Below are 26,981 nucleotides of genomic sequence, written 5' to 3' on the forward strand. Positions count from 1 at the left end.
TCGATGCCTGAGCGCGCCAGGGTCCTGCTGGTCGACGACCGCGAGGAGAACCTGATCGCTTTGGAAGCGATCCTCAGCTCGCTGGACGTCGTGCCCATTCGGGCCCGGTCCGGGGAGGAGGCGCTGAAGGCCCTCCTGTCGACCGACTTCGCTCTGATTTTGCTCGACGTGCGCATGCCGGGCATGGACGGCTTCGAGACCGCCGCGCACATCAAGCGGAGAGAGCGCACCAGGAACATCCCGATCATCTTCCTGACCGTGGTCGACAGCGCCCCCGACTACGCCTTCCGCGGGTACGCCGCCGGGGCGGTGGACTACCTCACCAAGCCGTTCGACCCCTGGGTGCTGCGCGCCAAGGTCGCCGTGTTCGTGGAGCTCTACACGATGAACCGGCGGCTCACCGAGCAGGCGGCGTTGCTGCGCGAACGCCTGTCGAACGAACTGCCGGGCGGCGACCACACCTCCGTGCTGGCCGAGCTGTCCGGCCGCGTCACCGCCGTGGAGGACGAGCTACGGCGGGTGCGGGATCTGGCGGACAAGTCCGGCGACGCGCCCCTGAACGGCGCCGTCGACGAGTTGAGCGAGCGCGTCGCCCACCTGCGGGCCGGCTTCGACGCCCTCGGCTGACGCCGCGTACCGCGGCCGGCTCGGACATGGCCGGTCGCGGCCCACTTGGGCACTGTCGGCTCGGGCACGGCCGACTCGGACATTGCCGGCTCGGACACGGCCGGTGCCCGGCATGCGGCGAAGCCCCCGGGCGGGAGCGCGGACGGCCGGGTCAGCGGCGGGCGCGCTCCAGGGCGTCCCAGAAGCCGCGGCGCAGGGCGTGCCTGACCTCGTCGTGCAGCAGGAAGTCGATCGGCAGCGAGGACCCCTGCAGCAGGCGGGCCTCCAGGTCGGACGGCATCCGGGGCTTGCGGGCGAGCACGGCCTCCAGCCAGAGCGCGGGGGCGTCCCTGGCGACCGAGTCGCCGAAGTCGTGGCCCTCCTTGTGGGCCGCCTTCACCGCCTCGGCTAGCGTCGTGGTGCCTCCCGTGTGGACCGGCACCGGCGCGGGCTGCGGACCCGTGTACGGCCCCAGCGGGGAGGGCGAGTAGCCGGCGGAGCCGGAGCCGTACTGGCTCTGCACCGGGCTGCTCGGCGGCGTCTGGACTCCCGAGGGCGGAGGCGGCGGGGGGGTGGACGCCGGCGGAGCCGGCAGCGGGGTGCTGGCGGGCGGCTGCGCCTGGCGCTGCTGCTGGGACGGCTGGACGGGCGGCTGCGGGGGCTCGGGCGAGTAGCCGTTGTAGACCGGCGGGGACGGCTGCGCGGGGAGGGCCCGACGCGCGTGGGCGGCGGAGGACCGCCCGCCGCTGTGCGCCCCGTTGCCGTGGGCGCCCGTGCCCTGAGTGCCCGCGCCCTGGGTGCCCGCGCCCTGATTGCCCGCGCCGTAGGCGCCCGTGTCATGAGCGCCCACTTCAGGAGCGCCGGTGTCGTGAGTGCCCATGCCGTGGGCGCCGGTGCCGTGAGCACCCGTGTCGTGAGCACCCGTGTCGTGGACGCCCATACCGGGAGCGGCCGCGCCGGGAGTGCCCATGCTGTGAATGCCCATGCCGGGAGCGCCCGCGCCCTGAGTGCCGCTTCCCTGTGCACCGCTTCTGTGGGTGCTGTTCCCGGAGGCGCCGCCTCCGTGGGCGCCGCTGCCGGGAGTGCCGCTCCCAGGGGTGCCCGTGCCGTGGGATCCGCCGCTGTGGGCGCCCGTGCCGGGGGTCCCCGTGGCATGCGGCTGAGTGACGTTCGATATTCCGCCGGAGCCGCCCAGGTCGTATGAGGCGCTCTGCGAGGGGGCGCCGTGCGATCCCGTCACCGGGGTCGCCCCGCCGTGAAGGCCGGGAGAGTGGCTCCCCGGCGACTGGCTGCCGTTGTGCTGTGCCCCGTTGTGCTGCGTCCCGTTCGGCGGTGACCCGTTCTGCTGGGAGCCGTTGAGGTGAGTCCCGCTGGCCAGCGAACCGTTGCCGTAAGGGACGAGGCCGTTGCCGTGGGACTGGCCGTTGCCGAGGCCGGGGCCCGGGTCCGCCCCCGTGAGCATCGTGACGTACGGCCGGAGATGGCCGCTCGCGATCTCGACGAGGTCGTCGCACTCCTGCCGGAGGGTGCGGGCCGCCGACCATGCGCCGTCGGCGGCGATCTGCATGACGGTCACGCGGATGCCGAGGTCCTGCGCGTCGCTCACCACCTGGGTGAGGTCCTCGTCGCCACTGACCACGACCGCGTCGCAGACCGCGTTGTTGCGTGCCAGGGTCATGAGGTCGCGGTGGACCTGGGCGTCCACGCCCTCCCGTCGGCCCGGCCGGATCCGGCCGAGGCGGAGCTTGAGCCCGGGGATGTCCGCCAGCACGTCGTGCTCCGGGGTACGGCGGCCCTCGACGGTCGCCTCGTACCAGTAGCAGCGCAGCAGCGGCAGGCCCGTGCGCTCTCTTGACAGGTTGGTCAGGAACTGCAGCAGGCCCGGATAGTCCCAGGAGACGGCCTCGCGATGGCGAGTCCCGTGGACGGCCATCGCGCCGTCTGCCAGCAAGTAGCCGGCGTCAACGAACAGCGCGCAGCGATCCACGCGACACCGCCCTTCCTACGTGGCTCTCTCAGGGTAGACAAGGGTGTCTTCCCGCGAGGGTGATTCCCGGCGATTCAGCCCTCGCCCGCCTGGTGGGGGGATCAGGACGCCCACAACCCTGAGATCGGAAGCGTTCACGCCGACCGTACCAGTTTGTCCGGGTATCGCCTCTCACCAATTTGGTATGGAAAACGCGCATGGGAAAGACCGGCGAGGGGCTGGAAATCTATCCCCACAGCAAGGGGAGGCTGTCAAGACCACGTCCTCGCGCTCACGACCGCGACGCCGAAGAAGACGGGGTCGCGCCGCGTGGCCAGCTGGAGTGCGGGGTGGGGTCCCAGCAGGGCGTGAAGGGTGTCGACCGCGACGCCTCCGGCGTCTTCCTCGCCGAGGACACCCTCCCCGCTTCGGTCCTCCCCGTCCCCGCGAGCGCGATCGCTCATCGTGACGACCCCCGCCCTGACCCCCTCGCCGTTCCACACCATCAGGTCGATCCGCGCGGGCGCGCCGTCCGGGGCGAGGCCGTCGAGAGGGAGCCGCAGGGCCTTCTCCTCGCTCCCGATGACCGCCGCGGCGTCCAGGACCACGGCCCGTGTGTACGGCTGCCGCGCGTCCTCGGCCATCACCACCAGGCCCCAGGCCGCGTGCCGGACCGGTCCCGTACGCGCCGGGGCGCCCGCGACCCACCAGCGGCCCCCGCCGGCCGTACGGACGAGAGAGGTCACGTCGGCGAACGCCTGATAACCGGACCCGGCGGGCAGATCCCGCCGGGTGACCTCGGCGGCGTGCAGGGTCGCGTATCCGGGCGTACCCGGAGCGCGCACCCGGATGTCACCCGCGGGAACCGCCCCCCGGCCGCCGCCGGACCAGTAGAGGCCCGCCCACAACACGCGGCTCCCTGCGGGCAGGTCGAGATCGGCACAACTGGACGTACGCGTCGAGGGGTCCCTGTCGAGGTCGACCGGCACGCTGGTACCCGAGTCACGGCCCCGGCCGCCCGCGGCGGCCCCGCAGGGAACGGCCGGGCCGGCGGAGCTCACGAGCGCGTTGCCGACGACCCGGGCGAGGAGGCGGCCGTCCGCGGCGAAGCGCGCGGCCGCGCCCGAGGCGCGCACCCCCACGGTCGATGTGGCGGTGGTCTCCAGCCGCCCTGACCGTATCCGCACCGTGAAGGCCCGTCCCGTGGGCGCGTCCGCCGCCACAGCCACCTTCAGGAAGATCGCCGTCACCTCATCGGCGGCGAGCGGTCCCCGGACGCACCGCACCGTTTGGCCCGTCGTTCGGCCTGTCGTTCGGTCCGCGACCGAGCGGCCCGACGCCCCACACGACCAGCCGTCGCGCGCCGCCCGGCCCCGGGCATCGCGCCCGTCCTGCCCCAGGTAGCGGACGCCGGGCGGGAGGGTCACCGTGGCGGCGACCTCGCCGGTGGCCGCGCCGCCCGCGTTGCGCAGCCGCACGGCGACGAGACCGGACTGGCCGCGCAGCAGGGCCCCGAGCGGATCGACGGCGGCGACGAGCGCCTGCTTCGCCTTCTTTCCGCTCTCTGCGGTCCTTCCGCTCTGTGCGGCCTTGTGGGCTCCGGTGCCGCTCTGTCCCGATCGGGCGTGCTCACGGACCTCACGGCCGCGGTCCGCGGCCTGCCGGCGACCCTGAGCAGTCCCTGGCCGCTCAGGTGAGGTGCGATCGGCGGCCGGACGGGCTGCCTGCGACTCGTGCCGCTCACGAGCCCGCTCGGGCGTCTGCCGAGCGCCGGTCTGAGCGCGGCCCTGGGCCTGCGCGCGACCCTGGGCACTGCTTGGGCCACTGCCCTGCGATCTCACCTGGCCACCGCCCTGGCCGCTGTCCCGCGATCGGGCCTGACCGCCGCCCTGGCCACCGTCCTGCCCGGGGACCTGGGCGCGATGGTCCTGGTAGGGGCGCCGGGAGAGCCGGCCACGCACTTGCTGCCGTTCCGGAGCCGAGGCCCCTGCGGCGTCCCCAGGGCGGGAATCCCGCTCGCGACCGGCGACGACAGTGGTCGTATCCGGCTCGCTCACCGGACGCCTGCCCGCCTGGCCCCTGCTGCCCTGCCCGCTGCTGCCCTGCCCCCTGCTGTCTTGTCCCCTGCCCGTCTGCGCGCTGCCGCCCTGCCCCCTGCCCGTCTGCCCGATGCCGCCCTGTCCGCCACCCGTGAGACGACCGCTCTCCCGGTCGGCACCCGCGTGCTGTCCGCTGTCCCGGCCTTCAACGCCGGAGGCCGCCGGTCGTCCGTCGTCGCGACGTGGGACCGGAAGATTGTCACCCGCCCGTGCCGGGTCTGCCTGGGCCGCGGGTTCCTCCTGCGGCGACCGCCGATCGGCACCGGGCGTCACCCTGCCGGTGATCTCGGGCATGCCGAGCGCGATGCCCCCGCTCCACCCGCCGGCGCCGCTCCCTGCCACCGGGTCGTCGGCGGTCTGCGGCGTCGGGCCGCTCACGGCCGTCGGAGACGCCTGCGCGCTCGGCCTCCGCGGGTCGTAGGGAGACGGGACACCTGCCGCTTCGGTGTGGCCGGTGGCGGCCCGCGAACGCGAGGCGGCGCTGTCCGCGGGCTGCGGGCGGTCCAGGGCCCGTGTCCCGTCCTGTCCTCCCGGGCCGCCGGTGAAGAGCACGCCCGTCGGCTGGGCGACGAGCAGGAAGGCGGCCGTCACAAGGGCGGCCACGGCCACGCCTCCCAGCACCGCCCGATGCGGCGTCGGCACGCTCCGCACCAGGGCGGACAGCCGCGCCAGCGCCGCCCGCGCACGGGCGAACGCCACCCGCGGCGCCCTGACCACCTTCGGGCCCACCTTGCTCACCCTCGGGCCCACCTTGGCGGACACACGCCTCGTCATCACTCGCGCGCGACCGTACACCGCCCCCGGCGCCGCGCTCACCCTCGCGCACGCGCGCCGGGTCGCCGTCCTGGCCCGGCCGTACGCCCCACGCAGCAGCCCGTCCACGCGTCCACGCGTACGCCCCATCGGGTCCGTCTCGCCCTGGGCGGCCCGGACGCCGCCCCTTATGCGGCGATCCGCACGACTCGTCAACGCCCCGATGTGATGGCGTACGGCTTCCAGCCGCGCCCGTGCCCCGGCGCCCACCCTGCCCCTCACGCCGCCGCCCCTCACGCTGCCGCCCGTCACGCCGCCGCCGTACGACCGTGAGCCCGTCGCGGTCGCGGTGGCGAGGTCGGCGAGGTAGTCGTCCACGGCCGGCCCGGCGATGAGCTGACCGACGACGGCCCGCAGCTCCTGGGTGAGATCGACCAGCTGGAGGAAGACCGACCGGCAGTCGATGCACTCGGCCACGTGGGCGTCGACCGCGCCGGCCTCCTGCTTGGGCAGGCCGTTCTCGACATAGCGCAGGATCATGGACAGGATCGGCCGGCACTCGGCACGTGGGCCGTTCTCCAGGTGTAGCCGCAGGTACGACTCCCGCAGGCCCTGACGGGCCCTCCGGGTGAGCAGGGCCGCGGCCCTGCCCGACAGGCCGAGCAGCGGGCCCGCGTCGGCGGGCCTGCCGCCCTCGATCTCCACGTGCCACAGCAACGCGCGCCAGCGTTCCGGCAGCGAGCGGTACGCGCGGGCGAGCGGCGAGCGCTCCAGCCCCGTGAGTTCGGGGTCCACGTAGAGGGAGTCGCCGTCGGCCAGGTCGGCCACTCCGGCGGCGGCGTAGCGGCGCACGGACGCGAGGAGGTAGGGCCGGAACGCGCAGGCGGGCCCGCCGCCCCGCCGCATCGCTTCGAGCACCCTCGCGAAGGTCTCGGCGAGGAGGTCCTCGACCGCGTCCTCGCCCTGCACGACCTGCCGCGCCAGGGACCGCGCGGCGGCCGAGTGCCGCCGGTAGAGCGTCCCGAAGGCCGCCGTGTCGCCTCCCCGCACGGCCTCAAGCAGTTCCATGTCGGTATGCCGGACTTCTCTACGCATTGCGACCTCGCGATTACGATGAGTTGCACGGCGATACATTCCGCAGCCCGTGTCCTGGCTAAACCACTGGAGCCTCTTTACTCTCAGTAATCACCGCACGCCACACGCGACCACCTGGCCCGTACGGCCCGCACCACGGGACCGGCCGTACGCTGAGGCTCATGAGTGACCGCGAGAGACTGCTGGACGAGATCAAGAACAAGGGCATCGTGCACGGCCGGGTCGTGTTGTCCTCCGGCAAGGAGGCCGACTGGTACGTCGATCTGCGCCGCATCACCCTGGACGGCGTGGCGGCCCCTCTGGTGGGCCGCGTGATGCTGGACCTCACCGAGGACCTGGACTACGAGGCGGTCGGCGGGCTCACGCTGGGCGCCGACCCGGTGGCGACGTCGATGCTGCACGCCGCCGCGGCCCGCGGCCGCACGCTCGACGCGTTCGTGGTGCGCAAGGCGGGCAAGGCCCACGGCCTGCAGCGCAGGATCGAGGGGCCGGACGTCGCAGGACGCCGGGTGCTCGCGGTGGAGGACACCACCACGACGGGCGGGTCCGTGCTGACCGCCGTGGAGGCGTTGCGCGAGGCCGGCGCGCAGGTCGTGGGCATCGCGACGATCGTGCACCGGGGCGGCGACGAGGCGCTGGCCGCGACCGGCGTTCCCTACCGCTCCGCCTACTCGCTCGCCGATCTGTCGCTCGCCTGATCCGCGGACCGCTTCACGCTGAACGCCTGCCGCTCGCCGGCCGGCCCGGGGGACCTGACGGTTCCGTTCTCGAAGATCTGGACCGTGCTCGCGTCGTCGAGGACGACGTCGAGCTCGGGCTGGAAGTAGGACGCCTCCTCGCCCCGGGCCAGGTCCCGGTCGATGAGCACGTCGCCGCCGGGCACCCGGACGAACACGGGACACCGGTCGGCCCGGCAGACCACGCGGACGGTGGGCACGCGAGGCGTGGAGGGCTCGGCGGAAGGCGCGGCGGAGGGCCGCGCCGACGAGGTGGAGGCCGCGCCGGAGGCCGGCTCCTCCGAGCCGAACGTGGACAGCAGCGCTCTCGCGCCGACCACGATGACGGCGAGCAGCAGCACGGCCACCAGACCGACCAGCGCCAGCCTGGCGATACCGAGGGGATCAGACCTGTGGCGTCCCACAATCGGGAGAGTAGCGGGTGTGAGGCATATCTCAGTACTGACCGGTCACTTCTTGTGCGGCAACGCCTTCCCGCAGGTCACCCGCCGACTGCCCGTAGGCACCGACTCCTCGTAGGCGCCGACTGCCCGTAGGCGTCGGCCCACGGCGGGCGCGCCCCGCCGGGAGGCGTCACCGGGGAGCGTGGTGGCGGCCCTTGGGGACGGCGGAGGCGGCCCGGCGGCTCTTCATGACCTCGCGCACGATCGGTATCACCGACAGGAGGATGACGACGAAGACCCCGGGAAGGATGTACTTGTCGATGCCCTCGACCTTGCTGCCGAGGAAATAGCCGAGCAGCAGCAGGGCCTCGACCCAGACGACACCGCCGAGGACGTTCCAGACGAAGAAACGGCGCGCGTCCATCTCCAGCACACCGGCCACCGGGTTCATGAAGGTGCGGACGATCGGCATGAACCGCGCGGCGACCACCGCCTTCGCGGGACCGAACTTCTCGAAGTAGTACTCCGCCTTCTCGACGTGCTCCCTCTTGAACAGCCGGGAGTCCGGCTTGTCGAACATCCTCCTGCCGACCTTCGCCCCCAGGAGGTGGCCCAGTTGCGCTCCCGCGATCGCCGCGAGCGGCGCGCCGATCAGCAGAGTGGGCAGTGACAGAGGCGCGATCCCGAATCCCTCCGCGGCGGCGACGGTGCTGAAAATTCCAGCGGTGACCAACAGCGAGTCACCGGGCAGGAAGAACCCGACGAGCAGCCCCGTCTCGGCGAATACGATGGCGATGACGCCGATCGTCGCGAAGGCGCCGAGCATGCTCAGCCACCACTTCGGGTCAAGAAGGTCCAAGAGCACGTCCACGGGGCGAGCCTACCTGTCCTGGATGAGATCAGACTGAGAAGCGGCAGGGCCTGTGGAAAACCGTGAATCGCGGAATGACCGCGGCTTTCCCGGTACCCCACATACCCGGCTTTCCCGATCGGCCCGGGCTTCGGGATACTTGCCACGCCGCATACCGTCAGAAGGAGATGACTTCGCATGCCTATCGCGACTCCAGAGGTCTACGCCGAGATGCTCGACCGCGCCAAAGAGGGCGGCTTCGCGTACCCGGCGATCAACGTGACCTCGTCGCAGACCCTGCACGCCGCGCTGCGCGGCTTCGCGGAGGCGGAAAGTGACGGGATCATCCAGGTGTCGACCGGTGGCGCGGAGTTCCTCTCCGGCACCACCGTGAAGGACATGGTCACCGGGTCGGTGGCGTTCGCCGAGTTCGCCCGCGTGGTCGCCGAGAAGTACCCGGTGACGGTGGCGCTGCACACCGACCACTGCCCCAAGGACAAGCTCGGCTCGTTCGTCCGCCCGCTGCTGGAGATCTCCGCCGAGCGCGTCGCGCGCGGCCAGGACCCGCTGTTCCAGTCGCACATGTGGGACGGCTCCGCCGTGCCGCTGGACGAGAACCTCCAGATCGCCAACGAGCTGCTCGACAAGACCGCGGCCGCCAAGGTCGTCCTCGAGATCGAGATCGGCGTCGTCGGCGGCGAGGAGGACGGCATCGTCGGCGAGATCAACGAGAAGCTGTACACGACGCCGGAGGACGCCCTGGCCGTCGCCGAGACCCTCGGCCTCGGCGAGCGTGGCCGCTACATCGTGGCCGCCACCTTCGGCAACGTCCACGGCGTGTACAAGCCGGGCCACGTCAAGCTGCGCCCGAGCGTGCTCAAGGAGATCCAGGACGCCGTCGGCGCCAAGTACGGCAAGGAGAAGCCGTTCTCGCTGGTCTTCCACGGCGGCTCCGGCTCCACCCTGGAGGAGATCCGCGAGTCGATCTCGTACGGCGTCGTGAAGATGAACATCGACACCGACACGCAGTACGCCTTCACCCGCCCGATCGTGGACCACATCTTCCGCAACTACGACGGCGTGCTGAAGGTCGACGGCGAGGTCGGCAACAAGAAGGCCTACGACCCGCGCGCGTACGGCAAGGCGGCCGAGGCCGGCATGGCCGCGCGCATCGTCGAGGCGTGCCAGCAGCTCAAGTCCGCGGGCACCAAGATCAAGTAAGGGAACGGCCCGGCGGGAAACCCGAAGCTCCATTCTTGTATCGGTCTTCGGTTCCCGCCGGGACGCCCATACCCCTGCGGCTCTTGGACAGGTAAGACTGTCCCCATGGAATCGCACGAGAACCTCCTTGCCGGCCCGCCGCCCACCTTGCTGCCGGACAACGCCGAGGCGCGGCAGATGCTCGAGTCGGGCGCCAAGGCGGCAGACGTGGCCGCCCGCTTTCCCGCCCACTCGGCGGCCTGGGCCGCTCTCGCCGACGACTACTTCGCCGCGGGTCACGCCGTCACCTCGTACGCCTTCGCACGGACCGGTTACCACCGGGGTCTCGACCAGCTGCGCCGGGCGGGCTGGAAGGGGCACGGGCCGATCCCGTGGGAGCACGAGCCGAACCAGGGGTTCCTGCGCTGTCTGAACGCCCTGGCCCGGGCGGCCCAGGCGATCGGCGAGAAGGACGAGGCCGAGCGCTGCGCCCAGTTCCTTCGCGACAGCAGCCAGGAGGCCGCGGAGGCGCTAACCGCGAACTCCTGAGCGATTAATTGAACGAATTGCCGGGATGACTCCTGGACGAACTGCCAGAACGGGGCCATATACGGGACGGTTCGGCCGTCTCGGGACTTAAGACTCCGTTCACCCTCGGCATGCCCCTCAGGTAGTCTCTGTGTGCAAGAGGCCCCTGCCGCGCTTGCGTCAGGGGCTTTCGTCTTGGTGCGGGAGTTAAACCATGCCGGCTGTCGTTCTCGTTGGCGCCCAGTGGGGCGATGAGGGCAAGGGGAAGGCCACCGACCTGCTGGGCGGTGACGTCGACTACGTCGTGCGTTACCAGGGTGGCAACAACGCGGGCCACACCGTCGTCATCGGCGACCAGAAGTACGCGTTGCACCTGCTGCCGACGGGCGTGCTCTCCCCCGACGTGGTCCCGGTGATCGGCAACGGCGTGGTGGTCGACCCGGGCGTGCTGCTCAGCGAGATCGACGGGCTGGCCGAGCGGGGCATCTCCTGCGACCGGCTGCTGATCTCGGCCAGCGCGCACCTGATCATGCCCCAGCACAAGGCCATCGACAAGGTCAGCGAGCGTTTCCTCGGCAAGGCCAAGATCGGCACGACCGGCCGCGGCATCGGCCCGGCGTACGGCGACAAGATCTACCGCATGGGCATCCGGGTCCAGGACCTGCTCGACCCCGGCATCCTCGGCAAGAAGATCGAGGCCGCGGTGGGCGAGAAGAACCAGATCCTCACCAAGATCTACAATCGCCGCGGGCTCGACCCGGCGAAGGTGCTGGAGGAGTACCTCGGCTACGCCGAGCGGCTGCGCCCCCACATCGCCGACACCTCGCTCGTGCTCTCGCGGGCGCTCGACCAGGACAAGGTCGTGCTGCTGGAGGGCGGGCAGGGCACGCTGCTCGACATCGACCACGGCACCTACCCCTTCGTGACCTCCAGCTCCCCCACCTCCGGCGGCGCCTGCGCCGGCTCCGGCATCCCGCCCACCCGCCTGACCAGGATCATCGGCATCCTCAAGGCGTACACCACGCGCGTGGGGTCCGGGCCGTTCCCGACCGAGCTGCTGGACGAGCAGGGCGACTGGCTGCGCCAGACCGGCGGCGAGTACGGCGTCACCACCGGCCGCAACCGCCGCTGCGGCTGGTTCGACGCGGTCATCGCGCGGTACGCCACCCGGATCAACGGCGTGACCGACTTCTTCCTGACCAAGCTCGACGTGCTGTCCGGCCTGGAGCGGATCCCGGTCTGCGTGGCGTACGACGTCGACGGCGTCCGCCAGGACGAGATCCCCATGACGCAGACCGAGTTCCACCACGCCACGCCGATCTACGAGGAGCTGCCCGGCTGGCAGGAGGACATCACCGGCGCCAAGACGTTCGAGGACCTGCCGCCGAACGCGCAGGCGTACGTCAGGGCGCTGGAGGAGATGAGCGGCGCCCCGATCTCCGCCATCGGCGTCGGCCCGGGCCGCACGCAGACCATTCAGATTCGTTCCCTCATCTGAGGACCATCCGGATTCGCTCCCTTATCTGATGATCAGTGGCGTACGCGCCCGGAACCGGAGGGTTCCGGGCCGCGGACGGGCGAGGCGGTAAGGTACGCCGCTGTGCATGGATACGTTGAGCTGCACGGGCACCGTGGAGCGCGGGGCCTGAGGCCCGAGAACACCCTGCCCGGCCTGGCCTTCGCGCTGGAGCTGGGGGTCGACGCACTCGAGTTCGACGTCGCCATGTCCGCGGACGGGCAGCTCGTGCTCACCCACGACCTGCACGTGTCCGCGGTGACCAGCGCAGACACGGGCATGGCCGTTCCCGGGGACGAGATGTTCCCCTACGTCGGCAAGCCGATCATCGCGCTCACCCTGCCGCAGCTGCGCACCCTCGACGTCGGCGTACGGCTGCCCGAGCGGCCGGACGACCGCTTCGCGCTCACGCAGGTGCCGCTGCCGGACACCCGGATGCCGACGCTCGGGGCGGTGCTCGGCCTGATCGGCGCCCTCGGCGCCGACGACGTGCGCCTCCACGTGGAGCTGAAGTCCGATCCCACCCGTCCCGACCTGTGCGCCGACCACCGCCGCTTCGTGGAGGAGGTCGTCCACGAGCTCGACCGGCACGACCGGTTGTCGAGGTCGGCCCTGCTCAGCTTCGACTGGCGCATCCTGGAGGTCGCCAGGCCCATGGTCGAGCGGCGGTACGCCCTGGTCGAGCGCGACACGATGATCCCTGCCTGGATGAACGGCATCCGCCTCGGCGAGGTCGGCGGCGACCTCGCGGCGGCGGCCGCGGCGGTGGGCGCGACGGCGCTGTCCCCCGACCGCGTGCTCGTCGACGAGGCGCTGATGACCGGGGCGGCCCGGCGGGGCCTGCCGGTCGTGGTGTGGACGGTCAACGAGCCCGACGAGGCCGCCCGGCTGATCGACCTGGGAGCGGCCGGGATCGTCACCGACTACCCCGACCGCATGCGCCGCCTCTGGAAGGCCCGCGGCCTGCCGCTGCCCGGTCCGGTGACCCCGCTCCGCCCGGTGGGAGCCTGAAACCGGGAGCCCGAAACCGGGAGCCTGAAGCACCGCTTGGAACCCCGGGCAAAGGGGACGCCGGCAGGGGACGCGAGCACAAGGAACGAGCACAAGGGTCGGGCACAAGGGAAGAGCCCCGCCCTGAGGCGGTTGTCTCAACCACCGAGGCGGGGCTCCAGGGTCACCCACAAGAATGGCTTTCACAGCCAGCTTCCAGCCAAGCGCATCGGACCGTGCGCGTCAAGTAGCTGAGCGTCACCCGGCCCAGCGCGTAGCACCGTCACACGGCCCGTGCGGCCTCACTCCTCCACGGACAGCGCACCTGACGGGCAGAGCTGCACGGCCCTGTTCACGGCGGACGTGAGATCGGCCGGGGGCTCGGCGTCGAGCACCACGACCGTCCCGTCGTCCTCGCTCTGGTCGAACACCCGGGGCAGCGTGAGCACGCACATCCCCGCACCGATACACCGTCCGGTGTCCGCTTTGATCTTCATCGTTCCCCAGCGACCTTCCTCACCACAGCACCGGCAGACGGTGCACACCATAGATGGCCATATTGGACCGCAACGGAACCTCCCGCGCGGGCACGGCCAGGCGCAGGTTGGGGAAGCGGCGCAGCAGGGCGGGATAGGCGATGCGCATCTCGATCCGGGCGAGCTGCTGGCCCAGGCACTGGTGGATGCCGTGCCCGAAGCTCAGGTGCCCGTGCGCCGGCCTGCTCACGTCGAGGGCGTCGCCGCCCTCGAACCGCTCGGGATCCCGGTTCGCGGCCCCCAGGGACAGCGTCACCGACTCGCCGGCCCTGATCAGGCTGCCGCCGACCTCCACGTCCTCCAGGGCCGTACGGGTCGGTCCGATGTGCACGATGCTGAGGTAGCGCAGCAGTTCCTCCACCGCGTTCTCGACGGCGGCCGGGTCGTCCCGCATGACGGCGAGCTGGTCCGGGTTCGTCAGCAGCGCGAACGTGCCGAGGCCGAGCATGTTGGCGGTCGTCTCATGACCCGCGATGAGCAGCAGCAGCCCGACGCCGCCGATCTCCTCGTTCGTCAGCTCCCCGCCCGCGACGAGGCCGCTCAGGATGTCGTCGGTAGGCTCCTTCGCCTTCATCATGACGAGACCGTGCAGGTAGGAGTACAGATCCTGCACCGCTGCCCGGACGTCCTCGATCGGGGAGCTCAGGTTCAACAGCACGGCCGAGTCGCGCTGGAACTTCTCCCTGTCCTCGTACGGCACGCCGAGCAGTTCGCAGATGACCAGCGAAGGGATGGGCAGTGCGAAGGACTCGACGAGGTCGGCGGGGGCGCCCTCGCGTTCCATGGCGTCGAGGCGGCTCTCGGTGATCTCTTTGATCCTCGGTTCGAGCTGCTTCATCCGCCTCACGGTGAACTGCCCGGTCAGCAGGCGGCGATAGCGGGTGTGCGCGGGGGCATCCATACGGATGAAGAACCCCGGCGTCAGCGGCTCACTGCGGAACTCCCCACGCTGGGGGATCGGCGAGTGCAACAGTTCCGGGCGGGTGCTGAAGCGGTTGTCGGCCAGGATGGCGCGGGCCTCGGCATAGCCGGTCACCAGCCAGCCCTCGTGCCCGTCCGCGTACGTCATTCGCTGGATCGGCGCCTCGGCGCGGCGGCGTGCCAGTTCGTCCGGTGGATCGAAAGCACGTTCCCGAGTGAGGGGATAAGTCGCCAGCCGGGGTGTCGCCTCTGTCATGACACGCTCCTGCGAGAGTGGAAACGGTCGATGTGTCGAGCGGCCCGCTCCCCCCACCTAACAACATCATTTGACATATCGCAATGACTGATTGCTCATGATTCCGGTCATGAAGCGTACGCGTCTCCGGAAGCCCGTCGACGCCCGCCGGGACGCCCGTGGGGCGGCGTCCCGGGAGAAAAGGGCGGTCAGAGCCAGCCGTTGCGACGGAAGGCGCGATGCAGGAGCGTGCAGGCGACGACCATCACGCCGATCACGACGGGGTAGCCGTACAAGGAGCTGATCTCGGGCATGTGCTCGAAGTTCATGCCGTAGATGCCGGCGATCATCGTGGGGACCGAGATGATCGCCACCCAGGAGGAGATCTTGCGCATGTCCTCGTTGGCGAGGGCGTTGGAGCGCGCCAGGGCGGCCTGGAGGATCGAGTCGGACAGCTCGTTGGACGACTGGACCTGCTCGCACACGCGGGACAGGTGGTCGCCGACGTCGCGGAAGTACTCACGCATCTCGGAGGGGATGCTGCGCCGCTGGGGAAGGGCGTTGAAGGGCGTCTGGAGCGGTCCGACCGCGCGCTTGAGCTCCAGCATCTCGCGCTTGAGCTGGTAGATCCTGTTGATGTCGCGGGAGCTGACCTCCGCGAAGACGGCCGCCTCGACCTCTTCGAGCTCGGCCTGCATGAGGTCGGCGACCTGCAGGTACTTGTCCACGACGTGGTCGGCGATGGCGTGCAGGACACCGGTGGGACCGCGGCCGATCAGCTTCGGCTTCGACTCCAGCTTCTCGCGGACGTCCCCGAGCGGACAGTGCCGCCCGTGCCGTACGGTCACCACGAAGTCGGGCCCGACGAACACCATGATCTCGCCGGTGCCGATGATCTCACTGCTCGCCGCCGACACCTCGTGGTCGAGGAACGCGACGGTCTTGAGCACCACGAACAGCGAGTCGCCGTACCGCTCGACCTTGGGGCGCTGGTGGGCCTTGATGGCGTCCTCGACGGCGAGCGGGTGCAGGCCGAACACGTCGGCGAGCCACTCGACCTCGGGCGCGGCGGGCTCGTGCAGACCGACCCAGACGTACGCGTCGGGCACCTCGTTGGCCTGGTTGTGCTCGCGGACCAGGCGCACGGCCTCGGGAATGCCGCCGGCGTCGACCTTCTCGCCGCCGACGTACGCGCCGAACTCGACGAGGGAGTTGCTGGGCGGCACGCAGCGGACGATCGGGTCCACGTCCATGGACGTGGCGCCGAGGTGGGCGGACATGACGCGGGTGTGCCTGTTCATGCGGGGAAAGAGCAGAGTGGAGCGCATGGCGGTCCCTTCCCGCCCGAGCCGGCACGCTCTACGCGCGACGTGATGTCACCCCTTCATACAGGCGTGAGCTGCCCCTCGGGCTTCAGTTTCGGAGTGGTCGGGAATGCGCACGACGTACGTGCGCGAGCACGTACTGACGGGATCACCAGAATTCATCCCAGACCACCTCCAATCGCCACGAGACAGCGCGAAGCCTGTCTAACCTACCACACAGCCGTTGGACACCTGTTCCAGGGTACCCGCGTCAAGTGCCGTCGATCATGCACTTCTTGCCAAAAACAGCCCGAGCAAACTGGCCATCGATGTGTATCCCCGCCCAAACCGCTCCGCCCAACCGCTCCGCCCGGGCATGCCCGAGCCGTCGTGACGAGCACGGTGCCGTCACAAGGAGCACGGTGCCGTCGCGACGAGCACGGCGCCGCGCGGGAAGCGGCAGACAAACCGCGCCGGAGGTGTGACAGGCAAACACTGCGACAATGGTCGGGTGCGCGTACTTGTCATCGGTTCCGGGGGTCGTGAGCACGCTCTGTGCCGGGCCCTGCGGCTCGACCCCGCCGTCGTAGAGGTCCACTGCGCCCCCGGCAACGCCGGAATCGCCGAAGTGGCCACCCTGCACCAGGTCACGCCGACCGACGGGGCGGCCGTGACCGCGCTCGCCGAGCGCCTCGGCGCCGACCTCGTCGTGATCGGCCCCGAGGCGCCGCTGGTCGCCGGAGTCGCCGACGCCGTCAGGGCCGCCGGGATCGCCTGCTTCGGCCCGTCGGCTGAGGCTGCGCGGGTCGAGGGGTCCAAGGCGTTCGCGAAGGACGTGATGACCGCCGCCGGGGTGCCGACCGCGCGCGCGTACACCTGCACCACGCAGGAGGAGGCCGCGGCGGCGCTCGACGCGTTCGGCGCGCCGTACGTCGTGAAGGACGACGGCCTGGCCGCGGGCAAGGGCGTGGTCGTGACCGACAGCCGCGAGGAGGCCCTGGAGCACGCCAGGGCGTGCGGGCGGGTCGTCATCGAGGAGTACCTCGACGGCCCCGAGGTGTCGCTGTTCGCCCTGTGCGACGGGACGGACGCGGTGCCGCTGCAGCCGGCCCAGGACTTCAAGCGGGCCTATGACGGCGACAAGGGCCCCAACACCGGCGGCATGGGGGCCTACACCCCGCTGCCCTGGGCGCCGGAGGACCTGTCCGAGCGGGTGATGGCCGAGATCGTGCGCCCGACCGTGGCCGAGATGGCGCGGCGCGGCACGCCGTACACGGGTGTGCTGTACGCCGGGCTGGCGCTGACCGCGGACGGCCCCCGGGTGATCGAGTTCAACGCGCGGTTCGGCGACCCGGAGACCCAGGTCGTGCTCGACCGGCTGGAGACCCCCCTGGCCGGGCTGCTGCTCGCGTGCGCGACCGGCACGCTCGCCGGGCATCCGCCGCTGCGGTGGCGTGACGGCGCCGCCGTGACCGTGGTGCTCGCCGCGGAGAACTACCCGGCCGACCCGGTGAAGGGCGACCCGATCGCCGGGCTCCCGGTGACGGTCGAGGGCGCGTACGCGCTGCACGCGGGCACGACCCTCGACGGGACCAACCGGGTCGTGTCGAACGGCGGCCGGGTGCTCAACGTGGTCGGAACGGGCGCCGACGTCGCCCAGGCCAGGGCCCGGGCCTACGAGGCGCTGGAGCAGATCACGATGCGCGGCTCCCACCACCGCTCCGACATCGCCCTGACCGCCGCATCCTCCTGACGCCCGACGATCGGTGATGTCCGCGTATCGAGGCGCGGCTGCGGGCTCTCCCCCTGCTCAATGCGCGGTGGAGAGCTGGGAAGATGGAAGAGTGAAGCACCTGCACTCCGGCAAGGTACGCGACCTCTACGAGACCCCCGACGGGCTGCTGCTGATGGTCGCCTCCGACCGCATCTCGGCCTTCGACTACGTGCTCGAACCCGGCATCCCCGACAAGGGGGAGATCCTCACCCGGCTGTCCCTGTGGTGGTTCGAGCAACTCAAGGACGTGGTCCCCAACCACGTGGTCTCGACCGACGTCCCGGCGGAGTTCGCCGGCCGCGGCGTGCTGTGCCGCAGACTGCGGATGGTGCCGGTGGAGTGTGTGGCACGCGGTTACCTCACCGGCTCAGGACTGGTGGACTACCGCAGAGAGGGCGTCGTCTCCGGCGTACCGCTCCCGGAGGGGCTCACCGACGGGTCCCGGCTGCCCGAGCCGATCTTCACGCCGTCGTCCAAGGCCCCGATGGGCGAGCACGACGAGCCCATGACGTACGAGGAAGTCGCGGCCGAGGTGGGCGAGGACGTGGCCGAGCGGCTGCGCCGCATCACCCTCGACGTCTACAGCCGCGGGGCCGAGATCGCTTTGGAACGTGGCATCATCCTGGCCGACACGAAGATCGAGCTGGGCTGGGACGCCGACGGCGTGCTGACGCTGGGCGACGAGGTGCTGACGCCCGACTCCTCCCGCTTCTGGCCCCTGGACCAGTGGGAGCCGGGCCACTCCCAGCCGTCGTTCGACAAGCAGTTCGTCAGGGACTGGCTGCTGTCCCCCGAATCGGGCTGGGACAGGTCGTCCGGCGAGGCGCCCCCGCCGCTGCCCGGCGAGATCGTCGAGCGCACCCGCAGCCGCTACGTCGAGGCGTACGAGCGGCTCACCGGCGAGCGCTTCCGCGGCTGAGTCACAGAGGTCACGCAAGTAGTCTCAAGTGACTCGTTCCCCCCTGCGTTCTAGGGGTAGTTCCTCCCCGAAACTCCTGGAACAGCGGCTACTCTAGGCCGATCGTCCTCGCCGACGCGTCGGGCTGCCGGCTGACGGGAGTCCCCCATCCTTCCCCCGAAATAGGAGCAATTCATGGTCCGTTACCGCGTGCGCGGTGGCAACGTACTGCGTGGAACCGCCTTCATCCAGGGCGCGAAGAACGCCGTACTGCCCATGATCGGGGCGGCGCTGCTCGCGGCCGAGGGCCGCACGGTGCTCCGCAACGTGCCCGTCATCGAGGACGTTCGCCGGGCGGTCGAGCTCGCTCAGGCCGTGGGCGCGAAGGTGGAGTTCCACGAGAGCGAGCGGACGCTCGTCATCGACGCCTCCCGCCTGACCAGCCCGGTCCTGCCCGCGGAGATCGCCCGCCGGTTCCGGGGGTCGGTGCTGTTCGTCCCCGCGCTGCTCCACCGCCTCGGCGAGGCGATCATCGAGGGCATCGGCGGGTGCAACCTCGGCAGCCGCAATCTCGACTTCCACTACCTGGGCTACAAGCGCCTGGGCGCGATGGTGGACGAGGGCGAGGCCGTCATCCACATCAAGGCCGGCGGCCTGATCGGCGCCCCGCTGTACCTCGACACCCCGTCGCACACCGGCACGGAGAACCTGATCATGGCGGCCTCGCTGGCGCGGGGCACCACCGTCATCGAGAACGCGGCCCTCGAACCCGAGGTGCTCGACGTCATCACGATGCTGACCCGGATGGGCGCGCGCATCCGCGGCGGAGGCACGGGCTTCATCACGGTCGAGGGCGTCGACGAGCTGACGGCGGTGGAGCACACGGTCATGCCCGACCGGCTCGACGCGGGCGTGTTCGCGATGGCCGCGGCGATCACCGGAGGCGAGGTCAGCCTGGTCGGCGCCTCCCTCGAGCACCTCGGCGTGGTCCGGTGGAAGCTGGAGCAGATGGGCGTCGAGTTCGAGAACCACGGCGCGGTGCTCCAGGTTCGCCGCAACCGCCCGCTGCGGCCGATCAACGTCATCACCGACACCTACCCCGGCTTCGCGACCGACCTGCAGTCGCCGCTGATGACCGTGGCCTGCCTCGCGGAGGGCTCCAGCTACATCCACGAGCGCATCTTCGACGGCCGTTTCGCGCTCGCGGGCGAGCTGAACAAGATGGGGGCGAACGTCGAGGTCGAGGGCAGCCGGGCGGTCGTGCACGGTCCGACGCCGCTGCACGGCACCGACGTGACGGCCCACGATCTGCGATCGGGAATCGCGCTCGTGCTCGCCGGCCTCGCCGCGGAGGGCGAGACCACGATCGGGTCCGGATATCTCATCGACCGCGGGCACGCCGCGCTCGCCCAGCGTATGCAGGCACTCGGCGCAGATGTGGTGCGTGAAATTTCCACTTCGGACGAGGGCTGAGTCCGGAAACCTTTACTAATGCCCTGACCAGCGCGGATCTTCCGATTTACGGAACCGCCCAGACCACCCAGAATGGTATTCCGGTAAATCTGGGCGTGACATTACGGCCTTAACCAGCGATCGTTCCAAAGAGAAGCCACAACAACGAGGGCGACGTGGGATGGGACGAACATTGGTCGAACGCACGGAAGACACTCCGCGCGGGTCACGTCTGGGCACGGTGACACCCGACCTCACCATCGGCGTGGTGGGGTCGCATGATCTGGTCGAGCGGGTGATGCTCATGGGGCACTCGGCTGCCCCGGTGCCCTGCCGGCTGGTCGCCGCCGCGTACCGGGATGAGCAGGAGGCGGCGGACAAGGTGACCCGGCTCGGTCCGGGTGTGGACGCGTGCCTGTTCGCGAGTCCGGTGCCTTTCGAGCTCGCCCGGCGGGCCGGCGTGCTGACGATGCCGGCCACGCACGTGCAGCTCGGCGGGGCCGCACTCGTGGCGGCGATCGCACGGGCCGCACTGGACGAGCGGATCGATCCACGCCGGGTGAGCCTCGACGTGCTCGGCCGGCCGGACATCGACGAGGCGTACACGGACCTCAACCTCTCCTCCGGCGAGGTGCACAGCCGTGACGAGCCGGGCCCGGTGGGCACGATCACGGCCTTCCACGAGCGGTTGTTCCGCCAGGGGGCCACGACAGGCGCGCTCACGTGCGTCCATGGCGTGGCCGACCGGCTGACGGCCGCCGGCGTGCCGGTGGTGCCGATCAGGCCGACCTCCGCGGCCGTCCGTACGGCACTGCACACGGCGGCGCTGCTCGGCGCCCGCCACCGGCTGGAGGAGTCGCAGCTCACGGTCGTGCTGGTCGAGGTGCCGACGCTGCGCGAGCCCGTACGGCGGGCCGCGCCGCGCTACTGGCGAGACGAACTGCGGCTGTCGCTGCACCGCCTGCTGGTGCAGGAGGCCAATCGGATCAATGCGAGCGTGTGGCCGATCGACGACCACAGCTACCTCGTGGTGGCGACCAAGGGCTCGATCGCGGCGGCCACGGACGGGTTCCGGGTGCTGCCGTTCGCCGCGCGGATCCGCGAGGAGCTGGGCCTGGCGGTCGAGGTGGGTGTGGGGATGGGCCGCACCACGCACGAGGCCGAGACGCACGCCAGGGGCGCGCTCGCCCGCACCCAGGGCGGCAAGCAGCCGCAGGGTTTCGCGGTGGACCGGGAGGGGCGCGCACTGGTGCCGCCGCCCCGGATGCCGCCCCAGCCGGGCGGTCCGGTCAAGCCCAAGGGGGTCGAGGTGCTGGCGCGCCTGGCCGCCAAGCTGGAGGGCGGGGACACGGTCGTGGACGCGGAGGGCGCCGGGCGCATGCTCGGGGTGACTCCACGCACGGCCAGGCGGTTGCTGCGCACGCTGGTTGACGAGGGACTCGCGTGGCCGCTTCCGCCCAACCGCACCCCTCAGCCGGGCCGGCCGCGACAGCTCTACCGGCTGATCGTGGAGAAGCTGAACCGGTAATCGTCGCTCTGAAGCGACGGTCTATTGTCATGACCCATGGAACGAAACGGTCATGACGCACGGGTGTGGCTGGCGCTGGCGGCCGTGTACGTGGTGTGGGGCTCGACGTACCTCGGCATCGCGATCGCCATCCAGACCCTTCCGCCTATGACGAGTGGTGGACTCCGTTTCGTCGCGGCGGCGCTGGTTCTCGGCACGGTCCTGCTGGTCAGGGCCGTGCCGCTCCGCATGCGGTGGAGGGAGTTCGGGAGCGCCGCGCTCGTCGGGCTCCTGCTCCTCGCCGGGGGCAACGGCATGGTCGCCGTGGCCGAGCAGCACATCTCCAGCGGCCTGGCCGCGCTGCTCGTCGCCTCGACCCCGCTGTGGCTGATCGTGCTCAGGACGGTCTTCAGGGACCGGCCGCACGTGCTGACGTTCGCCGGCGTGCTGGTGGGCTTCGCCGGAGTCGCCTTCCTCTCACTCAGGGGCGGCGGCGCGTCCGGCAGCGGGGCAGGCATCACCGTGGTGCTGCTGGGCTCGCTGTCGTGGTCGGTGGGCTCGTTTCTCTCCCCGCGGATCCCGATGCCGGCCAACCCCTTCGTGGCCAGCACGGTCGAGATGGCGGTGGGCGGCGTCGCCCTGCTGGTCATGGGCCTCGTGCAGGGCGAGCGGCTGCACCTCGCCACGGTGAGCTGGCAGTCGTGGACAGCCCTGGCCTACCTGGTGCTGGTGGGCTCGCTGGTCGGCTTCACGTCGTACATCTGGCTGCTCGGCCACGCGCCGATCTCACTCGTGTCCACCTACGCGTACGTGAACCCGGTGGTGGCGGTGCTCCTCGGGATGGCGGTCCTGGCGGAACCGGTCACCGCGGCCATGCTCGTGGCGGGAGCCCTGATCGTCGTGGGGGTCGCGCTGGTCGTCTCCACCGAACGCCGCGGCCGGCCCGCGACGCCGCCGGAAGAGGAGACCGCCGCGGGAGCCGGACGCGTCACGGCGTCCCAGCCGGCCTCCGAACCGTGAGACCGATCCGGCTCGATGAACCCATGAGACCGATCCGGCTCGATGAAGCACGAGGGCGAAATCGGCAATTCGAGGCCATGACCGAATAAGGCACCTGATTTCGCTGCGATCTGCCGATCATCCCGCGGTATTCGCACGAGAAATGCGAAAGCGCCCCACGGAGGCCGGAGCGGGCGCCCCGATGGGGGCCGACTGCGAAATAGACAGAAGTCCACTAACGTCACAGCCGCAACCGGATCATGACAGGACCCGGAAGGGTTCACTGACACTGCTTATGCGAGGAACCGCGGGATGTTCGAGAAGTTCACCGATCGAGCGCGACAGGTCGTCATCCTGTCCCAGAACGAGGCCCGGACGCTCGGTCACGGCTCCATAGACACCGAGCACATCCTCCTCGGCCTGCTCCGTGAGGGCGGTGGCCTGGCGGCCCAGGTTCTCACGAGCCTGGGCCTGAGCCTCGAGGATGTGCGCCTCCGGGTCAAGGAGATCGTCGGCCACGGCCAGTCCGCCCCGCCGGAGTTCCTGCCGTACACCGCGGCCGCCGGCGCGGTCCTCCAGTCGTCGAACCAGGAGTCGGCGCAGCGCGGCCACGACCGCATCGGCACCGAGCACATCCTGCTCGCGCTCCTCCGCGATCGCGGGAGCGTGGCGGCTCAGATCCTGGTCGCGTGCGGACTCGACAACGACAGGGTGGCGCGGGCCACGGAGGAGCTCGTCCGGCAGTACTACCCGGCCGGCTAGGACGCCTGCCGGAACGCCTCGGCGGCGGCGAGGAAGACGTCGTTGGCCTCGCGGTCGCCGATGGAGATCCGGGCCCCCTCCCCGTCGAACGGGCGCACGGCGACGCCGACGGCCGCGCACTTCGCGGCGAACTCCATCGTGCGCTCGCCGAGGCGCAGCCAGACGAAGTTGGCCTCGGTGGGCGGGACGGTCCAGCCCTGCGACAGCAGCGCCTCCCTGACCCGGGTGCGCTCCTTGATCACGGTCTCGACCCGCTCCTGCAGCTCGTCCTCTGCCTGCAGCGACGCGATCGCGGCCGCCTGGGCGAGGTGGTTGACCGCGAAGGGCAGCAGCGTCTTGCGGACCGCCGCGGCCACCGGCTCGGGCCCGATCAGGTAGCCGGCCCGCAGCCCCGCCAGCCCGTACGCCTTGGAGAACGTGCGCAGGACGGCGACGTTGGGGCGCTCGCGGTAGAACGTGAGGCCGTCCGGCACGTCCGCGTCCCTGACGTACTCCCGGTAGGCCTCGTCGAGGACGACGAGGACGTTCTCGGGCACGCGATCGAGGAAGCGCGTGAGCTCGTCGGCCCGGTTCACCGTGCCGGTCGGGTTGTTGGGGTTGCACACGAAGACCAGGCGCGTCTCCGGCGTGATGGCGGCGGCCATGGCGTCGAGGTCGTGCGTCTCGTCGCGCAGCGGCACCTCGACCGCGTTGGCGCCCGAGAGGCCGACCAGCAACGGGTATGCCTCGAACGAGCGCCAGGCGTACATCACGTCGGCGCCGGGCTCGCCGACCGCCTCGAGGATCTGCTGGGCGACCGCGACCGATCCGGCGCCCAGCGCGATGTGGTCGTACGGCACGCCGAACCGCTCGGCGAGCGTCTCGGTCAGCCGGACCGCTCCGGGATCGGGATAGCGGTGGACCTCCGTGGCCGCCCGCGCGATCGCCTCTACCACCGACGGCAGGGGTCCGAAGGGGCTCTCGTTGGAGGACAGCTTGTAGGACCGGCCGTCCGGGGAGACCACGGCCTTGCCCGGCTTGTAGGCCGGCACGGTGTCGAGGATCGAGCGGAATCGAGGCATGCCCTAACGATAGGAGATCCGCCTGGTCGGGGGGCACCCCGCACACCCCCTGTGGATGACCCTCCGGCCCCGGGCCTACTTGTAGTAGGCGTAGAGCGTCTTCCAGGTGCCGGCGTACTGGCAGTTGAGGGACGGCTTGGCGGCCTTGGCCTCGGAGCAGACCTTGAGCTCGACCTCGCCGACGTTCTTGACGGTGAAGGCGAAGGTCTTCTTCGCGCCGTACGAGCAGGTGCGGTAGTTGCGGTATGCCAGGTGCGGCTTGTTGGCGGCGTCGAAGTAGCTGACGCGGAACAGGGCCCAGCCACAGGTGGACGACTTGTGGGTCAGGCTGGTGGCCTTGCCCGAGACCTTCACGTACGGCGCGGGCAGGCTCGGGTCGTTCTTGGCCGCGGCGATCAGCGAGCCGCTGACCTTGGCCTTCGACCCGCCGGCGTAGTAGGGGCCCCAGGACTTGGCGGTGGCGGCATGGGCGGCCGTCGCGGTGGCGAGCGGAGCGAGGGCCAGTATGCCGGCCGCGAGGGTGACGCCTGCGAGGGAGCGGGTGAGGGTCATGGCTGGGGGTCCTTTCCTCTTCGTTGCCGGCAGTGTGTCCCGGGGCGCTTTCAAAGCCCTTGACGCGCGCTGTACCGCGCCCTTCGCCTACCGCCGTCGCCTGGTCGGGCCGGGGTCCGCCGTTCCGATGACCATCTCATCGGGGTTTCACTAAGATCCAGCGGCATGTGGCGGAAAGCGAGATTCGTGATGGCCGGCGCCTGCGCGGCGGCCGGCGTGTGCGTCGTCCCCACCGCGGCCGGACCCGCGACCGCCGCGGCCGCCCAGGCGACGGCCGTGACCGCGAAGACCGTGACCGCCGGGGCGGAGGCCACGACCGCGAAGGCCACAGCCGCGAAGGCCGCAACCCCTGCCACGGCGCGGAAGAAGGGCACGCCCTACTGCGCCCGATACAAGTGCATCGCCCTCACCTTCGACGACGGCCCCTGGCCCTACACCCCGGCGCTGCTCGACACGCTGAAGAAGCACAAGGCGAAGGCCACCTTCTTCCTCCTCGGCCGGAAGGTCGCCAACCGTCCCGAGCTCACCCGGCGGATCCACGAGGAGGGGCACGATATCGGCAACCACACCTGGAACCACCCCTCGCTCACCACCCTGTCGGACGGTGAGGTGTTCGAAGAGGTCTCCAGCACCTCGAACATCATCAACAAGACGATCGGCAGGATGCCGGACTACATGCGCCCGCCCAACGGCGCGACCAACTCCAGGGTCGCGGGCCTCATGTCCGATCTGGGGCTGCCGCAGATCCTGTGGACGGGGTCCACGCTCGACTGGCAGGCCCGCGACACCAAGGTGATCGCCAAGCGCACACTGAAGCTGGCCAAGCGCAACGGCGTGATCCTGCTGCACGACATCGTCCCCGAGACGGTCAAGGCCATGCCCGGCGTGCTCACCGCGCTGGAGAAGCAGCACTACAAGTTCGTCACGCTGACGACCCTGCTGCAGGGCCGCACGCTGCGCCCCGGCGAGGTCTACCCGCCCCGCGGCAGGTAGGAGGCTCCCGGCGTCGTCTTCTCCACGTACGGCGCCGGCGGGGAGACCGCCGCAGAAACCGGCGCAGAAACCGGCGCAGACACCGGCGCGGGCATCGAGGACACGGGAGAGACGGCCGCCGTCTCCGCCGGGGGGACGCGGCCGGCGTCAGCCGCGAGCGAGCGGTCGAGGGCCGCGCGCATCCGGGGCTGCAGGGGCCGCTCGACCAGCCGGTGCACGCCGTACGCGACCACGAGCACCGCGGCGACGGCCAGCGGGAGCGTGAGGCGGCTGCCCAGCACCGGGTGGAGCCACTGGATGAGCAGGAACCCGACGTGGTGGTGGAAGAGGTAGAGCGGGTAGGTCAGGGCGCCGAGGACGGTGAGCCACCGCCAGGCGATCCGGTCGAAGGCGCCGACCGCCACGAGGATCATCACCAGGAAGATCAGCGAGATCACGCCGGCCACGAGCGCCGAGCCCAGCGCCTGCCCGAATCTCCGGACCGCCAGTGGTTCCTCGCTCAGCGCCGTATAGAGCCCCAGGCTCCAGCCCACGCCCACGAACAGCCAGGGGAACAGCGACCCGCCGAAGCGGTGGACGAGGAAGAGGGCCATCCCCGCGATGAAATACGGCGCGCCGAACGGCACGAGCACCGCCTGCAGCAGGTCGGCGTTCACCCGGTCGGCGACCGCCAGCAGCAGCACCCACGCCCCCATGAACGCCAGGCACCTGCGGTAGGTGATCCCCACGGCCGCGAGGCAGGCGATGAGGGCGTAGAAGACCAGCTCCTGCCACAGGGTCCAGTAGACGATCTCCAGGTCGCGTACGCCGAAGCCGTGCTGGAGCATCGTCACGTTGGCCAGCAGCTCGGGGAGGCTCGGCCGGTGGTCGGTGACCAGCCCGCCGAGGGCCAGACCGCCCAGGACGAGCACGCTCGCCCAGTACGCCGGGAACAGCCGGGCGATCCGCGACGCCGCGAAGTGGCCAGGCGTGCGGCCCCAGGCGCTCATCAGGATCACGAATCCGCTGATCAGGAAGAACAGGCGCACGCCGTAGACGCCGAAGACGGTCACCATGCTCAGCGCGGGGAAGGCGTTGGGCGTGCCCCAGGCGCGCGTCTCGCCGAAGTGGAAGAGGACGACGCCGAGAGCCGCGCAGAACCGCAGCAGGTCGAGCACGCGCAGCCGGGACGGTCCGGGAGGAATGGCCGGCGCATCGGTGATGCGCGGGGCCGCAGCCAGCATGGCCGGAATATATCCTGAAAGTTTCCTGTGAGTCGGGGCAT

23 protein-coding genes are annotated in these 26,981 nt (G+C 70.9%); 13 read left to right on the forward strand and 10 right to left on the reverse strand.

Translation table 11 applies throughout. The features are described from left to right. The first annotated feature begins 3 nt into the window (after positions 1–3). Complete coding sequence (locus BXA11_RS18715; protein WP_030507738.1) at positions 4–627, forward strand: response regulator; 624 nt, start codon at positions 4–6, stop codon at positions 625–627. 151 nt (positions 628–778) lie between these two features. Here the strand turns inward: BXA11_RS18715 and BXA11_RS45390 are convergent, their stop codons facing one another. Both BXA11_RS45390 and BXA11_RS18725 read right to left on the reverse strand, forming a co-directional pair. Continuing rightward, positions 779–2,593, reverse strand: coding sequence for an NYN domain-containing protein (locus BXA11_RS45390; protein ID WP_076436186.1), 1,815 nt, complete (start codon positions 2,591–2,593; stop codon positions 779–781). 251 nt (positions 2,594–2,844) lie between these two features. Then, on the reverse strand, positions 2,845–6,492 hold the full coding sequence (locus BXA11_RS18725) for a sigma-70 family RNA polymerase sigma factor (RefSeq protein ID WP_076436188.1): 3,648 nt from the start codon (positions 6,490–6,492) through the stop codon (positions 2,845–2,847). Between the two features lie 188 nt (positions 6,493–6,680). Here BXA11_RS18725 and pyrE point away from each other — a divergent pair, with 188 nt between their 5' ends. Continuing rightward, on the forward strand, positions 6,681–7,217 hold the full coding sequence (gene pyrE / locus BXA11_RS18730) for an orotate phosphoribosyltransferase (RefSeq protein WP_030507735.1): 537 nt from the start codon (positions 6,681–6,683) through the stop codon (positions 7,215–7,217). Here pyrE and BXA11_RS18735 read toward each other — a convergent pair. After that, complete coding sequence (locus BXA11_RS18735; RefSeq protein WP_030507734.1) at positions 7,187–7,660, reverse strand: hypothetical protein; 474 nt, start codon at positions 7,658–7,660, stop codon at positions 7,187–7,189. The genes pyrE and BXA11_RS18735 overlap by 31 nt on opposite strands. A gap of 169 nt (positions 7,661–7,829) precedes the next feature. Beyond that, on the reverse strand, positions 7,830–8,510 hold the full coding sequence (locus BXA11_RS18740; RefSeq protein ID WP_051761644.1) for a DedA family protein: 681 nt from the start codon (positions 8,508–8,510) through the stop codon (positions 7,830–7,832). A 177-nt stretch (positions 8,511–8,687) separates the two neighbouring features. On the opposite strand from BXA11_RS18740, the gene fbaA reads away from it, so the two are divergent. The 4 genes from fbaA (at position 8,688) to BXA11_RS18760 (ending at position 12,744) form a co-directional block, all read left to right on the forward strand. Next, a complete protein-coding gene (gene fbaA, locus BXA11_RS18745; RefSeq protein ID WP_030507732.1) occupies positions 8,688–9,710 on the forward strand; it encodes a class II fructose-bisphosphate aldolase in 1,023 nt (340 codons plus the stop codon). Between the two features lie 105 nt (positions 9,711–9,815). Continuing rightward, entirely contained in the window at positions 9,816–10,238 is a 423-nt protein-coding gene (locus BXA11_RS18750) for a DUF3151 domain-containing protein (RefSeq protein WP_030507731.1), read from the forward strand. Between the two features lie 193 nt (positions 10,239–10,431). Beyond that, on the forward strand, positions 10,432–11,715 hold the full coding sequence (locus tag BXA11_RS18755) for an adenylosuccinate synthase (protein WP_076436190.1): 1,284 nt from the start codon (positions 10,432–10,434) through the stop codon (positions 11,713–11,715). 102 nt (positions 11,716–11,817) lie between these two features. Further along, positions 11,818–12,744: a glycerophosphodiester phosphodiesterase family protein gene (locus BXA11_RS18760; protein ID WP_076436191.1), complete on the forward strand. Its 927-nt coding sequence runs from the start codon at positions 11,818–11,820 to the stop codon at positions 12,742–12,744. A gap of 281 nt (positions 12,745–13,025) precedes the next feature. Here the strand turns inward: BXA11_RS18760 and BXA11_RS18765 are convergent, their stop codons facing one another. The 3 genes from BXA11_RS18765 to BXA11_RS18775 all read right to left on the reverse strand — a co-directional run bounded on the left by BXA11_RS18765 (position 13,026) and on the right by BXA11_RS18775 (position 15,743). Beyond that, positions 13,026–13,220, reverse strand: a complete 195-nt coding sequence (locus tag BXA11_RS18765; RefSeq protein WP_030507728.1) for a ferredoxin — start codon at positions 13,218–13,220, stop codon at positions 13,026–13,028. A 19-nt stretch (positions 13,221–13,239) separates the two neighbouring features. Then, positions 13,240–14,436, reverse strand: a complete 1,197-nt coding sequence (locus BXA11_RS18770) for a cytochrome P450 (protein ID WP_076436193.1) — start codon at positions 14,434–14,436, stop codon at positions 13,240–13,242. 188 nt (positions 14,437–14,624) lie between these two features. After that, entirely contained in the window at positions 14,625–15,743 is a 1,119-nt protein-coding gene (locus tag BXA11_RS18775) for a magnesium and cobalt transport protein CorA (protein ID WP_076436194.1), read from the reverse strand. 487 nt (positions 15,744–16,230) lie between these two features. Here BXA11_RS18775 and purD point away from each other — a divergent pair, with 487 nt between their 5' ends. From purD to BXA11_RS18805, 6 genes are all read left to right on the forward strand, one after another. Beyond that, positions 16,231–17,472 carry a phosphoribosylamine--glycine ligase gene (gene purD / locus BXA11_RS18780; protein ID WP_030507725.1) on the forward strand — a complete coding sequence of 414 codons (1,242 nt, stop codon included), beginning with the start codon at positions 16,231–16,233 and terminating at the stop codon, positions 17,470–17,472. Between the two features lie 91 nt (positions 17,473–17,563). Continuing rightward, positions 17,564–18,412: a phosphoribosylaminoimidazolesuccinocarboxamide synthase gene (locus BXA11_RS18785; protein WP_239104882.1), complete on the forward strand. Its 849-nt coding sequence runs from the start codon at positions 17,564–17,566 to the stop codon at positions 18,410–18,412. Positions 18,413–18,586: 174 nt separating this feature from the next. Continuing rightward, positions 18,587–19,864: a UDP-N-acetylglucosamine 1-carboxyvinyltransferase gene (murA, locus tag BXA11_RS18790; RefSeq protein ID WP_030507723.1), complete on the forward strand. Its 1,278-nt coding sequence runs from the start codon at positions 18,587–18,589 to the stop codon at positions 19,862–19,864. 262 nt (positions 19,865–20,126) lie between these two features. Next, positions 20,127–21,371 (forward strand): transcriptional regulator, encoded by a 1,245-nt coding sequence (locus BXA11_RS18795; RefSeq protein ID WP_159454805.1) that lies wholly within the window; start codon positions 20,127–20,129, stop codon positions 21,369–21,371. Positions 21,372–21,407: 36 nt separating this feature from the next. Further along, the gene (locus tag BXA11_RS18800; RefSeq protein ID WP_051761643.1) at positions 21,408–22,370 is read left to right on the forward strand and encodes an EamA family transporter; all 963 of its coding nucleotides are present in this window, start codon (positions 21,408–21,410) and stop codon (positions 22,368–22,370) included. 291 nt (positions 22,371–22,661) lie between these two features. Continuing rightward, positions 22,662–23,111, forward strand: a complete 450-nt coding sequence (locus BXA11_RS18805) for a Clp protease N-terminal domain-containing protein (protein ID WP_076436198.1) — start codon at positions 22,662–22,664, stop codon at positions 23,109–23,111. Here BXA11_RS18805 and hisC read toward each other — a convergent pair. Continuing rightward, positions 23,108–24,172 (reverse strand): histidinol-phosphate transaminase, encoded by a 1,065-nt coding sequence (hisC, locus tag BXA11_RS18810; protein ID WP_076436200.1) that lies wholly within the window; start codon positions 24,170–24,172, stop codon positions 23,108–23,110. The genes BXA11_RS18805 and hisC overlap by 4 nt on opposite strands. A gap of 75 nt (positions 24,173–24,247) precedes the next feature. Beyond that, entirely contained in the window at positions 24,248–24,724 is a 477-nt protein-coding gene (locus BXA11_RS18815; protein WP_076436202.1) for a hypothetical protein, read from the reverse strand. A 165-nt stretch (positions 24,725–24,889) separates the two neighbouring features. On the opposite strand from BXA11_RS18815, the gene BXA11_RS18820 reads away from it, so the two are divergent. After that, positions 24,890–25,717, forward strand: a complete 828-nt coding sequence (locus BXA11_RS18820) for a polysaccharide deacetylase family protein (protein WP_143734390.1) — start codon at positions 24,890–24,892, stop codon at positions 25,715–25,717. Here BXA11_RS18820 and BXA11_RS18825 read toward each other — a convergent pair. Further along, positions 25,696–26,940, reverse strand: a complete 1,245-nt coding sequence (locus BXA11_RS18825; RefSeq protein ID WP_076436205.1) for an acyltransferase family protein — start codon at positions 26,938–26,940, stop codon at positions 25,696–25,698. The two genes, BXA11_RS18820 and BXA11_RS18825, sit on opposite strands and share 22 nt — an antisense overlap. Between the last annotated feature and the right edge of the window lie 41 nt (positions 26,941–26,981).

The organism is Microbispora rosea, from assembly GCF_900156315.1.
Lineage (GTDB): Bacteria > Actinomycetota > Actinomycetes > Streptosporangiales > Streptosporangiaceae > Microbispora > Microbispora rosea.

Coding starts and splice junctions, on each gene's coding strand:
- BXA11_RS18715 (WP_030507738.1), top strand. CDS start 4: ATGCCTGAGCGCGCCAGGGTCCTGCTGGTCGACGACCGCGAGGAGAAC.
- BXA11_RS18725 (WP_076436188.1), bottom strand. CDS start 6,492: ATGGAACTGCTTGAGGCCGTGCGGGGAGGCGACACGGCGGCCTTCGGG.
- pyrE (WP_030507735.1), top strand. CDS start 6,681: ATGAGTGACCGCGAGAGACTGCTGGACGAGATCAAGAACAAGGGCATC.
- fbaA (WP_030507732.1), top strand. CDS start 8,688: ATGCCTATCGCGACTCCAGAGGTCTACGCCGAGATGCTCGACCGCGCC.
- BXA11_RS18750 (WP_030507731.1), top strand. CDS start 9,816: ATGGAATCGCACGAGAACCTCCTTGCCGGCCCGCCGCCCACCTTGCTG.
- BXA11_RS18755 (WP_076436190.1), top strand. CDS start 10,432: ATGCCGGCTGTCGTTCTCGTTGGCGCCCAGTGGGGCGATGAGGGCAAG.
- BXA11_RS18765 (WP_030507728.1), bottom strand. CDS start 13,220: ATGAAGATCAAAGCGGACACCGGACGGTGTATCGGTGCGGGGATGTGC.
- BXA11_RS18770 (WP_076436193.1), bottom strand. CDS start 14,436: ATGACAGAGGCGACACCCCGGCTGGCGACTTATCCCCTCACTCGGGAA.
- BXA11_RS18775 (WP_076436194.1), bottom strand. CDS start 15,743: ATGCGCTCCACTCTGCTCTTTCCCCGCATGAACAGGCACACCCGCGTC.
- murA (WP_030507723.1), top strand. CDS start 18,587: ATGGTCCGTTACCGCGTGCGCGGTGGCAACGTACTGCGTGGAACCGCC.
- BXA11_RS18800 (WP_051761643.1), top strand. CDS start 21,408: ATGGAACGAAACGGTCATGACGCACGGGTGTGGCTGGCGCTGGCGGCC.
- BXA11_RS18805 (WP_076436198.1), top strand. CDS start 22,662: ATGTTCGAGAAGTTCACCGATCGAGCGCGACAGGTCGTCATCCTGTCC.
- hisC (WP_076436200.1), bottom strand. CDS start 24,172: ATGCCTCGATTCCGCTCGATCCTCGACACCGTGCCGGCCTACAAGCCG.
- BXA11_RS18815 (WP_076436202.1), bottom strand. CDS start 24,724: ATGACCCTCACCCGCTCCCTCGCAGGCGTCACCCTCGCGGCCGGCATA.
- BXA11_RS18820 (WP_143734390.1), top strand. CDS start 24,890: ATGTGGCGGAAAGCGAGATTCGTGATGGCCGGCGCCTGCGCGGCGGCC.
- BXA11_RS18825 (WP_076436205.1), bottom strand. CDS start 26,940: ATGCTGGCTGCGGCCCCGCGCATCACCGATGCGCCGGCCATTCCTCCC.